Below are 12,537 nucleotides of genomic sequence, written 5' to 3'. Positions count from 1 at the left end.
GAAGGTTTATATGGAAATCATTCAATATGCGATCATAGCTCTATTTGGATTCTTCATGATTACTCGTTTATTACCAGCGAAGGGAGTTAGACAGATTTCTACAACCGAGTTGAAAAATGAATTACAAGATAAGAATAAACAATTTATTGATGTCAGAACCACTACGGAGTTTAAAGGAAATCATTTAACAGGATTTAAGAATATGCCTTTACATGAACTTTCCAAGCAGGCCATTCAATTGCTCTCAAAAGAAAAAGAAGTCATTGTGATCTGTCAAAGTGGAATGAGAAGCCAAAAAGCAAGTAAGGTACTAAAAAAACTTGGCTTTACAAACGTAACTAATGTAAAAGGCGGAATGAGTGCCTGGAAATAGGAGGGGTTATCTTGAAGCAGTTTACTGCAAAAGAAATTGACGAGTTTATGACAGAAGGTAAAAGCCTAAATATCATTGACGTTAGAGAAGTGGATGAAGTTTCTACTGGTAAAATACCTGGAGCCATTCATATCCCTCTAGGGCTGCTAGAGTTTAGGATGAATGAATTAGAAAAATCCAAGGAGTATATTATGGTGTGTCGATCAGGTGCAAGAAGTGGTCGAGCTACTCAGTTTCTCGAAAGCTATGGATATAATGTTACGAATATGACAGGTGGAATGCTTGCCTGGGAGGGTGAAATCGAATAAATTTTTTTAATAATAATGATACCCAGAGGGGTAAAAATGGAGGTAGGATTAATGGAAACAGTGAAAACCAATCAAATTTTGGATGCAAAAGGTCTAGCTTGCCCAATGCCAATCGTAAAAACCAAAAAGGCAATGAATAATTTATTGGCAGGTCAGGTTCTGGAGGTGCAGGCTACAGATAAGGGTTCGAAGGCAGATATTCAAGCTTGGGCTAAGAGTGCTGGTCATCAGTATTTAGGAACTCTTCTTGATGGGGAAGTTTTAAAGCATTATCTAAGAAAATCTTCGACTGATGAAGCTATTGAACGAAAGCATTCAAATGTTATTAACAATGAAGAACTAGAAAAAAAGCTTGCTGATGCTGAAAACATTGTCGTGTTAGATGTAAGGGAAGCAGCTGAATATGCGTTTAATCATATTCCAGGTGCGATTTCTATTCCTTTGGGGGAGCTAGAGGAACGAATCGGGGAATTAAATAAAGACGTGCCACTTTTTATTGTTTGTCGTACTGGAAATAGAAGTGATCTAGCTGCACAGCAATTATCTGAAAAAGGCTTCGGCCAAGTAGTGAATGTGGTTCCAGGTATGGGTGCTTGGACTGGTGAAACAGATTGTATAGCTAAATAACGTTTAAACCAAAGCAAATTTTTTTAATCATTTTTATACCTAGGGGGGTAAATGTAATGACTGTCAAACTAATGAATGCAAAAGAAGTAGCTAAAAAAGTAGTTAATAAAGAGGAGTTATTTATTTTAGATGTTCGAAACGAAGGTGATTTTCAAGATTGGAAAATTGAAGGTGAAAAGTTCAAACACTATAACATTCCTTATTTTGAGCTATTAGACGGAGTAGAAGAGATCTTAGATGAAATCCCAACAGACAAAGAGATTTTAGTTGTTTGTGCAAAAGAAGGTTCTTCCCTCATGGTAGCTGAAATGTTATCAGAACAGGGGTTATCGGCGTCATATTTAGAAGGCGGAATGAGAACCTGGAGTGAGTATTTGGAGCCTGTTAAGGTTGGGGAACTGAAGGATGGAGGAGAGCTTTATCAATTTGTCCGTATTGGGAAGGGCTGTTTATCTTATATGGTCGTTTCAAATGGAGAAGCTGCGCTGATTGATGCAACAAGAATGACTGATGTATACCTGGATTTCGCTGATTCACTAGGGGTCAACATTACGCATGTGTTTGATACTCATCTTCATGCTGATCATATTTCAGGTGGAAGGAAGATTGCTGAGAAAACGAATGCCGCTTACTGGTTACCACCAAAGGATGCTGTAGAAGTGACATTTGAGTATAAAGCATTAGAGGGGGGTAACGTGGTGACTATCGGAAATACCGCAATTGATATTCATGCTTTGTATTCTCCGGGGCATACAATTGGTTCAACTTCATTTGTTGTTGATGAAAAGTTCTTGCTTTCAGGAGATATCCTTTTTATTGATTCCATTGGAAGACCAGATCTTGCTGGAATGGCAGAGGATTGGGTAACCGACTTAAGAGAGAGTTTATATTCACGTTATAGAGAACTGTCTCGGGATCTAATCGTTCTTCCTGCTCACTTTATGATGATTGATGAGTTAAATGAAGATGGAAGTGTTTCTGAACAACTAGGCGTATTATTCACAAATAATCATGGTTTAAATATTGAAGATGATGAAGAATTTAGAAAGCTCGTGACAGAAAACTTGCCACCACAACCCAATGCATACCAAGAAATTCGTGAGACGAATATGGGCAAAATTAACCCGGATGAAGAAAAGCAACGTGAAATGGAAATTGGACCAAATCGTTGTGCAGTAAGATAACGAAAAGTCCATCACCATCAGCAAAGAATAAATTTAGGAGGTTACTAGAATGGAAGTAACAAAGATCTTAGACGCAAAAGGATTAGCGTGCCCAATGCCCATTGTAAAAACAAAGAAAGCAATCAACGAGCTAGAATCTGGTCAGATTCTTGAAATCCATGCCACGGATAATGGAGCAAAAAATGATTTGATGGCATGGGCTAAATCAGGTGGACACGAGTTCTTAAAGCATGAAGAGGAAAACGATGTATTAAAGTTTTGGATTAAAAAAGCGTAAAAAAAGGGAACCGGTCCAGGTTCCCTTTTCCATAAATGGAGGTAAAATCATGGATATTACATTTATTATCACCATCTTTTTAATTGGGTTTATTGGTTCTTACCTATCAGGGATGCTAGGGATTGGTGGCTCCATTATCAAGTATCCGATGCTGTTATATATACCACCAATGTTTGGGTTGGTGGCATTTAGTGCACATGAAGTATCGGGTATTAGTGCCATCCAAGTGTTTTTTGCGACAATAGGTGGGGTGTGGGCATATCGAAAAGGTGGGTACTTAAATAAGGAACTAATTACTTATATGGGAGCTAGTATACTAATAGGTAGTTTTATCGGAGGGTATGGTTCTAAGTTTATGTCAGAGGGTGGAATTAATCTTATTTATGGAGTGTTAGCATTGATTGCCGCCGTAATGATGTTTATCCCTAAAAAGGGAATTGACGATATCCCGTTAGAACAGGTGAAGTTCAATAAAGTCCTAGCTGCCGTTCTTGCACTTATTGTTGGTACGGGAGCAGGGATTGTAGGAGCAGCGGGGGCATTTCTATTAGTGCCAATCATGTTAGTTGTGCTAAAGATTCCGACTCGTATGACCATCGCTTCTTCATTAGCGATTACCTTTATTTCCTCCATCGGGGCAACTGTTGGTAAAATTACAACTGGGCAGATTGAGTACTTCCCAGCTTCCATCATGATTATCTCAAGTCTGATTGCCTCTCCTTTAGGAGCAATAGCGGGAAAGAAAATCAATACTAAAGTGCTTCAGGTACTTTTGGCCGTTATAATAGCTATAACGGCTGTGAAAATCTGGATAGATATTCTATGAGTAAACAGCTAAAGTTTAGCTTATTATTTCTTTAACCTTGGAGGTACTATGGAAATTATCCAGATTGGTTCATTGAGTATATTATTAAAATGGTTTTTACTTGGCGTGTCCATAATACTAGGATTAATTCTTATTAATCTACATTTGAGATTTACTCAAGAGAAAGAGATCTTTAAAACTATTTTTGATTTGGTGACCAATACAGTGTTTCTTGGATTTATTAGTTGGAAACTTAGTTTATTGGTGTTACAGCCAGCACTTGTCATCAGAAGTCCTCTTTCACTTCTATACTTTACAGGTGGGCAAGACGGTTTGATTTTAGCGATTATCGTTGCAGTGCTTTACTTCTTGTGGAAATCAAAACAAATGAAAGATCAACAACACATCATATGGCAAACTGGTTTTCTATTTTTTATAGTGGTACTAGGTGGATATCACCTGTTGGCCGTATTTTTAATAAATCATTCTGTAGTCTACCATCTTTTTTTAGCTTTATTTTCAATTGGTATTCTACTCTTATTTTTTTATAAAAAAGGGAGATTTTCTCCTAAAGGAACTATTGCTATTGGTATTATACTAGGTATGGTTGGACTTTTTGGGGGAGACCTAATTGAATCAAGTAGTGAGCTATTTCAAGTTAATGAAGTAGTACAGAATGATGAGGAAACAAAAATAGGCCTTCAAGAAGGAAATAAAGCCCCTGATTTTCAACTGGAGACGTTAACTGGAGAAGTCATAAATCTATCTGATTTAAAGGGAAAAAAGATCATCCTAAATTTTTGGGCCACTTGGTGTCCACCATGCAAGGCTGAGATGCCACATATGCAAGACTTTTATGAAAAGCATATAGATGATGAGGTTGAAATTCTAGCAGTTAATCTAACCAATTCAGAGAAAAATATCGCATCAATAGAAGAGTTTGTGAATGAGTATGGTGTAACCTTTCCTATATTACTAGATCAAAAAGGTGCAACCAATAAAACCTATCAGGCAATCACCATCCCGACTACCTATTTCATTGACCGGGAGGGGATTATTAGAAAAAAGATAATCGGTCCTATGAATACTGAAATGATGGAGGAGCTAGTTGATCATATGGAATAGTTGGCTTGTTTTTACTGGGTACTGCCATGATAGACTTTAGTCTAATCTAGCAGTACCTTTTTAGAAAGTTAATGTAAAAAATTAGTTTTACTATCCACATAAAGTGATCCATCCTGTTGGACTTCTGCGTAAAAAACGTCTGAAACGGACTTAACACCAGAATTCTTTAATTGTTGATCTAACCACTCTTCATTTAACCTTAGCTTTGTCAGGTTTTGTGAAATGATTTTTCCGTCCAATACTAGCTCTGTTGCTATGGGGAAAATTTTCGTTTTCTTACTTACAATATTCATATCACTTTTTGTTAAGAATTGTTTTGGTTCTTTTTTCATGACTGAAAGTTTACCGCTTGTTTCTAAGATAGCAAAATCAACATCAGCCATTGAAAAAACATTCTTTTGTCTAAGTAAGGCATTTAAGGAATCCAAATCAAGTCTGGTTTTCTTAAGGGAGTTTTCGATGATTTTTCCTTCTTTAATGACTACTAAAGGTTCACCATTTGTGAATTTTCGGGCCTCTTTTGACTTTATATTAATAATGGACATGGCTAGTGTGAAGATGGTCCAACCCACTAAGGCAATAACCCCGTTTTGGACACTTAAATTATTGTTAACAACAAGATTTGCTGCAATCGAACCAATGGCAATGGCTGAAACAAAGTTGAAAAAGGTAACTTGACTAACCTCTTTTCTTCCCATCGTTCTTGCTAGTATAAATAAGACGACAAAACCAATTGAAATTCTAAGTAAAAGTTCAGGGGTTTCCAATTTGACATTCATCCTTTATTGTTTTTGGGTTCGTTACTATAGATATTCAATGCTAAAAATAGAGTTTCCTTACGTAATCGTTTTTAATTTGCTCTATAAAAGAACTTTGTATTCCATTATTTGTAAAGTTGTTCATATCAAAAACAAAATAGTAATTGTGTGCAAGCTTATGTTATTATGAGAAAATTAGGTCGTGAAGATTAATACTCATATTGGATGGATGCCAAGTAACCTCCGCCTATAGAGATCAACGTATAGAGGTGTAAAATAAAAATGAACAAAAAATGGACAATCGGTAAAATTAGAGAATTTGTGGAGAACAATTCGGAAAGCAAATTGCTGACAACTGAGTACCACGGTTTTTCACAAAAGCTATTATTCAAATGTGCGTGTGGGAGCAATTTTGAAAAGACATTTACGAAATTTAAAAATAACAACCAACGTAAATGTGATGTCTGCCAACCACCCAAAGCATCGCGATAAAAAATAGTGCCAATTTCAATTGAGTTGAAATTGGCACTGTTTTTTTTCTTTAGCTGTGTTAAAGTACAGTGTTGATTTTTAGCAGAGTTGATTGAAGTGGAAGGATGCGAGACTCCTGCGGGAGAAGCGTGGTGAAGGAGACCCCTCAGGCGTTTGCGCCGAGGAGGCTTAGAGGAACTTCTGCTAAGGTCGCTCACGTCCTGTGAGCAACGCAGAAGCCAGCACATCCTGTGCAAGTGCGGAAAGCGAGTGTCCTGGAACGGAAATCAACAACAAACTTTTATAGAGCCTTTTCTTTAAGGGAGAAGAAATGCCACTAATACATTTGTTCAAAAGGCTACTTAAGTGAGTAAAGAAGGAATTAACTGTAAAAAGAAGAATAAGATACTTATAGATTTTGCTTCAATTAGCTTTAGATGAGAAATAAATAATGAATTGAATATAAGGAGAACGTGAACATTGATTACTTTCTTAATCGTTTTAGCAGAAATATGTTTTTGGATTTTTATTTTACTTGGACTTATTACAAGGTACATCTTCAAAAAAGAGAAGATTAGTATTTGGCTATTGGCGGCAACACCGCTCATCGATGTAATGCTATTACTATTTACTTTCTTTGATTTGAAAAGCGGAGTAAAGGCAACGACAGTCCATGCACTTGCAGCAATCTATATTGGGGTATCGATTGCTTTTGGTAAACAAATGATTAAGTGGGCAGATATAAGATTTCAATACTATTTCTTAAAGATTGATAACCGACCAGCAAAGCTATATGGCATTGAACGTGGAAAAAAAGAGATTCAAGGATTTATCAAACATCTTTTAGCCTATATGATTGGTGCATCGATCATAGTTGGATTGAGTTATTTCTTAAGAAATTCTACAGATACCGAGAGCCTAACGGATACATTGCGAGTATGGTCTATGATCCTAGGAATTGATTTCCTGATTTCGATTAGTTATTTTCTATTTCCTACTAGGAAGAAAGAAGAAGCAAAAAAAGCTTAATAGTCATATAGAATCTAAAGGTATCCTACAGAATTACACCAGGATTAGGAAAGGCTTCCTTCAAAAAAAGAAACCATCGTGAACTTGTGAGAAGTATGTACACGATGGTTTTTCTTTAGTAAATCCTTCTCATAAACATCCTCAACCCACCTAAAAAAAACAGTAGAAAGCTTCCACAAATGACAAAGATTAAGGTTTGTACACTAAAAAAGAACATACTATCAGGTCCCTCTAGCGGAATCATTCCTAAGAATGGCTGGGCCCATGGGTAAAAAGGTCCGTATTTTTCAGAATTAGCAGCAAGGATACTTGGAAACGTCAAGATCACATTAATTGCCATAGGTGCGGCAAAGCTTTTCCATGCAGTTGAAACCCATAGCTGTAAGGCAACAAGTGGGAAGGTTGCAATCCATCCACCTGTTAAACTTATTAATACCACAGTTAATGGGAATGGATCTGACATACCTTTTATGGTTCCTGCAAGGAAGAGTCCAGGAATCATAAGTAATTGCATGATTGCAATCAGTCCCATAATCATTGAAAATTTAGCAAAGTAGAGATATGTTCGAGGGATGGGCAAGGTTAGCATCTGCTTCCAGCCTCCATCTAGATGTTCATATCGACATAAGTAACTCGCAAAAATTCCGGTAATCATCGGCAGAAATAGAGTACCATGAGTGAAAACCATCCCATAATAAGAATCGAGCCATTCATTCTCAGATGCCCCCTGAAAACCTCCACCAAAAGCAACGAAGCTGCAAAGGATGGGACTTAATAATAATAATTGATAGATTTTGGTTTTTCTGATTTTCAGGAATTCTGCCTGAAAAAGTCTACTAAACATGGTCATTCTTCCACATCCCTTATATTAAAGTGGAGCGAGGAGACAAGGAAAATAACGATTGCTGTCATAATGCCAAAGTATACACTATAAATAGGTGTCTCCCATTGATTCATTAATGAAGGCCATTTCCATATGACCCAATCTGGCATCTTAAATGAGTAGGTTGAGAACATCGCTCCAAGGATTCCAACTGTAATCGCTACTCCTTGGTGACTATAAATGACGGCAATCCAGAGCTGGACAGCTAGAATCGGAAGGGCTGCTAGGTAAGGATAGAATGCTATTTTCACAATCTCTATAAATGGAACGGTATTTACTCCGAATTTCAAGGCAATACCAAGGATGACCGTACCGATAGCTAATAGGATACTTGAAACACCTAGCATTAAAACACTAAGGAAGAATTTTGCTAGAAGTAAAGTGTATTTGTTTATTGGTAAGGACAGAAGGTGCTTCCAAGAACGATTTTCGTGATCGGTTTGGGCAACGATTGATGTAATAATAGCCATGCCCATGATTAATACGGCCGGTGTAAAAGCTTGGACGTTATTGAGTAAGCCACCCCAAAGGTCATCTTTATATTGATTCGTTAAATAGTCGTATCGAACGCCAAAATTTACGGCTTGAAGAGCTATTACTCCAAACGGACCAAGGAAAATGAGAAACCAAGCCCATTTACGTTTTACTTTTAGAAATTCAGCTGCTAGTAGACGACTTAACATATTGATCCTCCTCAATCAGCTTTAGGAAGATATCTTCTAAAGAAGATTTGTGACCTTCTACCCGGTAAATAGGCACTTGGTTTTTGACAAGTGACTCGACGACTAGAGCAACGTCCGCGTCATCTATATTGTGTAAATAAATTGAGTGATCCTTCTGTTCACATTCCACACCTTTTGCAAGTATTAGGTTCCATGCTACTCGTGGTTGACCAACTTCTAAACGAATAGAGCTTCTTGCCTTTTGTCGAAGTACTTCAATAGAGTCTTGAAAAATTAATTCACCTTTTGAAATAATGCCTACATGAGAAGCCATTTGATCTATTTCACTTAATAAATGACTAGAGACAATAATGGTTAATCCTTTCTCGGAAGCTAGCTGTTTAATCAAGTTTCGTATCTCATGGATACCAGAAGGATCTAATCCATTTGTAGGTTCATCTAGAATTAGAATTTCAGGGTCTCCAAGCAACGCTGTTGCAATCCCTAGACGTTGCTTCATTCCAAGAGAGAACTCTTTTACTTTCTTTTTCGCCGCGTGAGCTAGTCCTACGACTTCAAGGATTTCAGCAATTCTAGCTTTGTGAACTCCAAGAATTTTTCGATACACTTCTAGATTTTCCGTTGCATTTAAGTGGCCGTAATAGGAAGGAGACTCAACTAGAGACCCTACTTTTCTCAAAATATCAATCTTGTTTTTCTTAAAGCTGTTGCCGTAATAACTGATATCTCCATAGGTTGGTTGAATGAGTCCTAACAACATCCGGATGGTAGTCGTTTTTCCAGCACCATTGGGACCAAGGAATCCATAGATTTGGCCTTTTTCAATTTTTAAGTTGATGGTATTGACGACAAACTGTTTATCATACTTTTTTGTCAGATTTTTCGTTTCAATGAAACCATTCATGTTTATCACCTCAATAATCATTCTAGACAGTAAAGGTTAAATCAAAGGATAACCAAGTTTAAGTTTTGTTTAAATTCAGCTGTGTTTTAGGTTAATAATGGTAATTAACATTCCAAAACAAGGAAGAATGGATTACGATAGGATGGTAGAAACGTAAATGGAGTGAAGTAGATGAAAAGTATTTTATATATAGAGGATGAACGTGAAATAGGTCAATGGGTAAAGGAAGAATTAGAAAGCCAAGGCTATGAGGTGAACTGGTTAACTTCAGGAGAAAATGTTTCGCGTTATATGGAAAGAACGGATGTCATCATCCTTGATGTGATGCTTCCGGGTTTGGATGGCTTTACCTTGGGACAGCGCTTTAAACGTGAATACCCAGAAGTACCGATCTTAATGTTATCAGCTAGAACAGCTGTTGAAGATAAGGTATATGGGTTAACATTTGCAGATGATTATGTCACAAAGCCATTTCATCCAAAGGAAATTCTCGCTCGGATAGAGGTGTTATTAAGACGTTACAATCGATTGCAAGAGAAAACAGTTCGACTTCTTCATTTAGAGGTCAATCTTGAGCAAAACTTAATAGTAGATAGTAGGACGAATACAGAAATCATACTGACTGGAAAACAGCATTACATATTCTTCTATTTTCTAAGACATTTAAATCAGATTCTAACAAAGGAACAAATCTATGAAAATATTTGGAACGAATCGTATATAGATGGAGATAAGTCCTTAATGGTTCATATTCGGCATCTACGTGAGAAAATTGAAGTGGACCCAAGTAACCCAGCGATTATTGAAACGATTCGCGGAATTGGATACAGGGTGAAAGGATGAAATTAAACTTATCACTTCAGACTAAATATTTGTTCTTAATTATCGGTGCACTTTTAGCGGTCCCTTTCTTTCTTACGGTCGTATCGATGGCTGTTTTCCTTCCATTCTTTTATACGAATCCAGAAACGTATAATCATTTTTACAATTCTGAGGAGCTGGAAGACATGTGGCATCATGAGGCTAGTGAATTGGCTGGAGCAGGAATAGAAGAAATTAATCACGTGCTGCAGCAATTGAAGAGCGAGTATAAGGAAGCCGGGATGTTTTGGGTAAATGAACAGGGTCTCTTGCAGGAAGCACTTTCCCCTATAGGTGATATTTCTAAGAACTGGACAGCACAAGATAGTATTTCGTTTATGAAAAGAAGCTATGATGCTGATCCTTTTACAGTTGTAGCTTTTATCGGTCAAGATGAGTCACAAGGATTTATGGTGTTACAAATGCCAAGAGAATATTTAGACCCACCCATGGTCAAGTTTCAAGATCGATATGGGTATCTCTATTATATTGTGGCCCTAACATTACTCATCATTTTTCTTCTCATTTCATGGCTATATTTTAGAGGAATCAGGAAGCGTCTTGTTCGTTTACAGAAAGCAATGGAAATTCCGAGTGACTCTTCCATACCTGAACTGATTGAGATCTCGAAGAGTGATGAAATTGGCGAATTAGAACAATCATTTAATGAAATGGTTGTTGCATTACAGGAGAGTAGAGAAAAAGAACAGAAAGAGCTGAAGCTAAGACAGGAGCTCATTGCCAATCTTTCACATGATTTACGAACACCTTTGACAGTTCTTCGGGGAAATCTTTATAGTTTAAAAAAGGAAACCCAAACTACAAAGTCAACGGAATTAATTGAAATAATGGATGACAAAATTAGTTACATTGCCGATTTAATTGAAAACCTATTGTCCTATACTCTTTTGACTTCTGGCAAATATCCATATCATCCACAACAGGTGAATATCACTCGGCTATTACGAACACATCTTGCTACTTGGTATTCTGTTTTTGAGGAAGAGGGCTTTGAGGTGGATATTGATTTGCCTGAAGAACCAATATACTGGGAAGTGGATGAAAAGTGGATGAAAAGAATTGTCGATAATATTCTTCAAAATGTAATAAGGTATGCGAGTGTTGGTAAATATGTAAAAGTTGTTATTCATGAGGGACAGCTCATATTTGAAGATCGTGGACAAGGAATGCACTCAACAGCTGGAGAAAACAAAGGGACTGGTATTGGATTAACGATTATCTCGATGATGATAAAGGAGATGAACATGAACTGGAAAATTGATTCTAATGAACATGGTACGAAGATGATATTTTCACCATCACTTAAATAGAGGCTGTTTTCATTTTGAATGTGGTTTTGTTCGAAAGGGCTTAGCTATAAGAACGTAAGACAGGAAAACCTGTCTTATTTTTTATGGAATAAAATTACAAATTAGGTATTGCTATACTAACGGTCGTTAGTTATAATCAAATTGCACTAACGGTTGTTAGTTGCGTATGTGGTTGGAGGTCAAAATTAATTAAGCAAAACGATTTAATGTTTTTATGATACAGAAGGTGTTACCTTATTCAAACATTAAAAAACTAGAAGGGAGCTATAAAGTAGCAAATGAATAACAAACGCGATACTAGACCAACAAGAGATAAAATTTTAGATGTAGCAATAGATTTATTTTCACAGCAAGGGTATAGCGGTGTGTCCATTCGAGAAATTACAAGAGGTGTCGGAATAAAGGAGAGCTCTTTATACAATCATTTCAAAAATAAAGAAGAGATCATTACCTCTATTTTCACTTTATTTCAGGAAGAATTTGCAAAGACTTTGCCACCAATTGAAATGCTAGAGACCATTCTTAAGGTATCAAGTACCCAGCAGTTTTTTGAAAGGGGATTCGAGCGATTTAAAGAGCATATCGATCAACCCATTAACGAAAAGCTGTGGCGAATTATTTATATTGAACATTACCGAAATTCTTTTGCTAGAGAAATTTTTCTACAGGACATTATTAAAAAGACACTTGAATTTTTAGAGAGGGTCTTTGAGAAGTTGATTGAGCAAGGGAAGATTAAACCATTAAAACCTTCATTATTAGCTGCTGAGTATCAATATCCAATGTTCTCAATGATCGCCGAATATAACATGTTAAGATTCGATGATAAAGATACAACTGAAATAGAAAACAAAATGAAAGAGCATCTTGATTTTTTCCTTGAGAACGTAATGATTAAGGATTATTGAAGAGTGAAGG

Annotated in this window: 16 protein-coding genes; 12 read left to right on the top strand and 4 right to left on the bottom strand. The window is 36.7% G+C overall.

Features of this window, described 5'->3' with window-relative positions:
* Positions 1 to 10 precede the first annotated feature (10 nt).
* The 7 genes from M1D60_RS18155 to M1D60_RS18125 are packed head-to-tail and all read left to right on the top strand — an operon-like array spanning position 11 to position 4,699.
* Entirely contained in the window at positions 11 to 373 is a 363-nt protein-coding gene (locus M1D60_RS18155; RefSeq protein ID WP_456276241.1) for a rhodanese-like domain-containing protein, read from the top strand.
* A gap of 11 nt (positions 374 to 384) precedes the next feature.
* Positions 385 to 681, top strand: coding sequence for a rhodanese-like domain-containing protein (locus M1D60_RS18150; RefSeq protein WP_456276240.1), 297 nt, complete (start codon positions 385 to 387; stop codon positions 679 to 681).
* A gap of 51 nt (positions 682 to 732) precedes the next feature.
* Positions 733 to 1,308, top strand: coding sequence for a sulfurtransferase TusA family protein (locus M1D60_RS18145; RefSeq protein ID WP_456276239.1), 576 nt, complete (start codon positions 733 to 735; stop codon positions 1,306 to 1,308).
* Between the two features lie 56 nt (positions 1,309 to 1,364).
* Positions 1,365 to 2,492 carry an MBL fold metallo-hydrolase gene (locus M1D60_RS18140; RefSeq protein ID WP_456276238.1) on the top strand — a complete coding sequence of 376 codons (1,128 nt, stop codon included), beginning with the start codon at positions 1,365 to 1,367 and terminating at the stop codon, positions 2,490 to 2,492.
* 49 nt (positions 2,493 to 2,541) lie between these two features.
* Positions 2,542 to 2,769, top strand: coding sequence for a sulfurtransferase TusA family protein (locus M1D60_RS18135; RefSeq protein WP_456276237.1), 228 nt, complete (start codon positions 2,542 to 2,544; stop codon positions 2,767 to 2,769).
* A gap of 49 nt (positions 2,770 to 2,818) precedes the next feature.
* On the top strand, positions 2,819 to 3,595 hold the full coding sequence (locus tag M1D60_RS18130) for a sulfite exporter TauE/SafE family protein (RefSeq protein WP_456276236.1): 777 nt from the start codon (positions 2,819 to 2,821) through the stop codon (positions 3,593 to 3,595).
* A gap of 48 nt (positions 3,596 to 3,643) precedes the next feature.
* Positions 3,644 to 4,699, top strand: a complete 1,056-nt coding sequence (locus M1D60_RS18125; protein WP_456276235.1) for a redoxin domain-containing protein — start codon at positions 3,644 to 3,646, stop codon at positions 4,697 to 4,699.
* 68 nt (positions 4,700 to 4,767) lie between these two features.
* Here the strand turns inward: M1D60_RS18125 and M1D60_RS18120 are convergent, their stop codons facing one another.
* A complete protein-coding gene (locus tag M1D60_RS18120) occupies positions 4,768 to 5,466 on the bottom strand; it encodes a YetF domain-containing protein (RefSeq protein ID WP_456276234.1) in 699 nt (232 codons plus the stop codon).
* Between the two features lie 273 nt (positions 5,467 to 5,739).
* On the opposite strand from M1D60_RS18120, the gene M1D60_RS18115 reads away from it, so the two are divergent.
* Positions 5,740 to 5,949, top strand: coding sequence for a hypothetical protein (locus M1D60_RS18115; protein ID WP_456276233.1), 210 nt, complete (start codon positions 5,740 to 5,742; stop codon positions 5,947 to 5,949).
* Positions 5,950 to 6,408: 459 nt separating this feature from the next.
* Positions 6,409 to 6,957: a hypothetical protein gene (locus tag M1D60_RS18110; RefSeq protein WP_456276232.1), complete on the top strand. Its 549-nt coding sequence runs from the start codon at positions 6,409 to 6,411 to the stop codon at positions 6,955 to 6,957.
* A gap of 115 nt (positions 6,958 to 7,072) precedes the next feature.
* On the opposite strand, the gene M1D60_RS18105 is transcribed toward M1D60_RS18110, so the two are convergent.
* Genes M1D60_RS18105 through M1D60_RS18095 form a run of 3 tightly spaced genes read right to left on the bottom strand, consistent with a single transcriptional unit; the run spans position 7,073 to position 9,427 of the window.
* Complete coding sequence (locus M1D60_RS18105) at positions 7,073 to 7,807, bottom strand: ABC transporter permease (RefSeq protein ID WP_456276231.1); 735 nt, start codon at positions 7,805 to 7,807, stop codon at positions 7,073 to 7,075.
* On the bottom strand, positions 7,804 to 8,523 hold the full coding sequence (locus tag M1D60_RS18100; protein ID WP_456276230.1) for an ABC transporter permease: 720 nt from the start codon (positions 8,521 to 8,523) through the stop codon (positions 7,804 to 7,806). The genes M1D60_RS18105 and M1D60_RS18100 overlap by 4 nt, the downstream gene beginning before the upstream one ends.
* The gene (locus M1D60_RS18095; protein ID WP_456276229.1) at positions 8,498 to 9,427 is read right to left on the bottom strand and encodes an ABC transporter ATP-binding protein; all 930 of its coding nucleotides are present in this window, start codon (positions 9,425 to 9,427) and stop codon (positions 8,498 to 8,500) included. The genes M1D60_RS18100 and M1D60_RS18095 overlap by 26 nt, the downstream gene beginning before the upstream one ends.
* A 171-nt stretch (positions 9,428 to 9,598) precedes the next feature.
* On the opposite strand from M1D60_RS18095, the gene M1D60_RS18090 reads away from it, so the two are divergent.
* The 3 genes from M1D60_RS18090 (at position 9,599) to M1D60_RS18080 (ending at position 12,527) form a co-directional block, all read left to right on the top strand.
* Positions 9,599 to 10,270: a response regulator transcription factor gene (locus M1D60_RS18090; RefSeq protein ID WP_456276228.1), complete on the top strand. Its 672-nt coding sequence runs from the start codon at positions 9,599 to 9,601 to the stop codon at positions 10,268 to 10,270.
* Positions 10,267 to 11,619 carry a HAMP domain-containing sensor histidine kinase gene (locus M1D60_RS18085; RefSeq protein WP_456276227.1) on the top strand — a complete coding sequence of 451 codons (1,353 nt, stop codon included), beginning with the start codon at positions 10,267 to 10,269 and terminating at the stop codon, positions 11,617 to 11,619. Before M1D60_RS18090 ends, M1D60_RS18085 begins: the two co-directional genes overlap by 4 nt.
* Positions 11,620 to 11,897: 278 nt before the next feature.
* A complete protein-coding gene (locus tag M1D60_RS18080) occupies positions 11,898 to 12,527 on the top strand; it encodes a TetR/AcrR family transcriptional regulator (RefSeq protein ID WP_456276226.1) in 630 nt (209 codons plus the stop codon).
* Positions 12,528 to 12,537 lie beyond the last annotated feature (10 nt).

Source organism: Bacillus sp. AK128 (genome assembly GCF_053903075.1).
Note: the sequence above shows the minus strand (reverse complement) of the source record. Positions and strands in the feature narration are given on the sequence as shown.

Excerpts from the sequence above, each read along its gene's own strand:
- M1D60_RS18090 (WP_456276228.1), top strand. The coding sequence starts at position 9,599 with ATGAAAAGTATTTTATATATAGAGGATGAACGTGAAATAGGTCAATGG.
- M1D60_RS18140 (WP_456276238.1), top strand. The coding sequence starts at position 1,365 with ATGACTGTCAAACTAATGAATGCAAAAGAAGTAGCTAAAAAAGTAGTT.
- M1D60_RS18095 (WP_456276229.1), bottom strand. The coding sequence starts at position 9,427 with ATGAATGGTTTCATTGAAACGAAAAATCTGACAAAAAAGTATGATAAA.
- M1D60_RS18155 (WP_456276241.1), top strand. The coding sequence starts at position 11 with ATGGAAATCATTCAATATGCGATCATAGCTCTATTTGGATTCTTCATG.
- M1D60_RS18105 (WP_456276231.1), bottom strand. The coding sequence starts at position 7,807 with ATGACCATGTTTAGTAGACTTTTTCAGGCAGAATTCCTGAAAATCAGA.
- M1D60_RS18100 (WP_456276230.1), bottom strand. The coding sequence starts at position 8,523 with ATGTTAAGTCGTCTACTAGCAGCTGAATTTCTAAAAGTAAAACGTAAA.
- M1D60_RS18080 (WP_456276226.1), top strand. The coding sequence starts at position 11,898 with ATGAATAACAAACGCGATACTAGACCAACAAGAGATAAAATTTTAGAT.
- M1D60_RS18130 (WP_456276236.1), top strand. The coding sequence starts at position 2,819 with ATGGATATTACATTTATTATCACCATCTTTTTAATTGGGTTTATTGGT.
- M1D60_RS18145 (WP_456276239.1), top strand. The coding sequence starts at position 733 with ATGGAAACAGTGAAAACCAATCAAATTTTGGATGCAAAAGGTCTAGCT.
- M1D60_RS18115 (WP_456276233.1), top strand. The coding sequence starts at position 5,740 with ATGAACAAAAAATGGACAATCGGTAAAATTAGAGAATTTGTGGAGAAC.
- M1D60_RS18125 (WP_456276235.1), top strand. The coding sequence starts at position 3,644 with ATGGAAATTATCCAGATTGGTTCATTGAGTATATTATTAAAATGGTTT.
- M1D60_RS18135 (WP_456276237.1), top strand. The coding sequence starts at position 2,542 with ATGGAAGTAACAAAGATCTTAGACGCAAAAGGATTAGCGTGCCCAATG.
- M1D60_RS18085 (WP_456276227.1), top strand. The coding sequence starts at position 10,267 with ATGAAATTAAACTTATCACTTCAGACTAAATATTTGTTCTTAATTATC.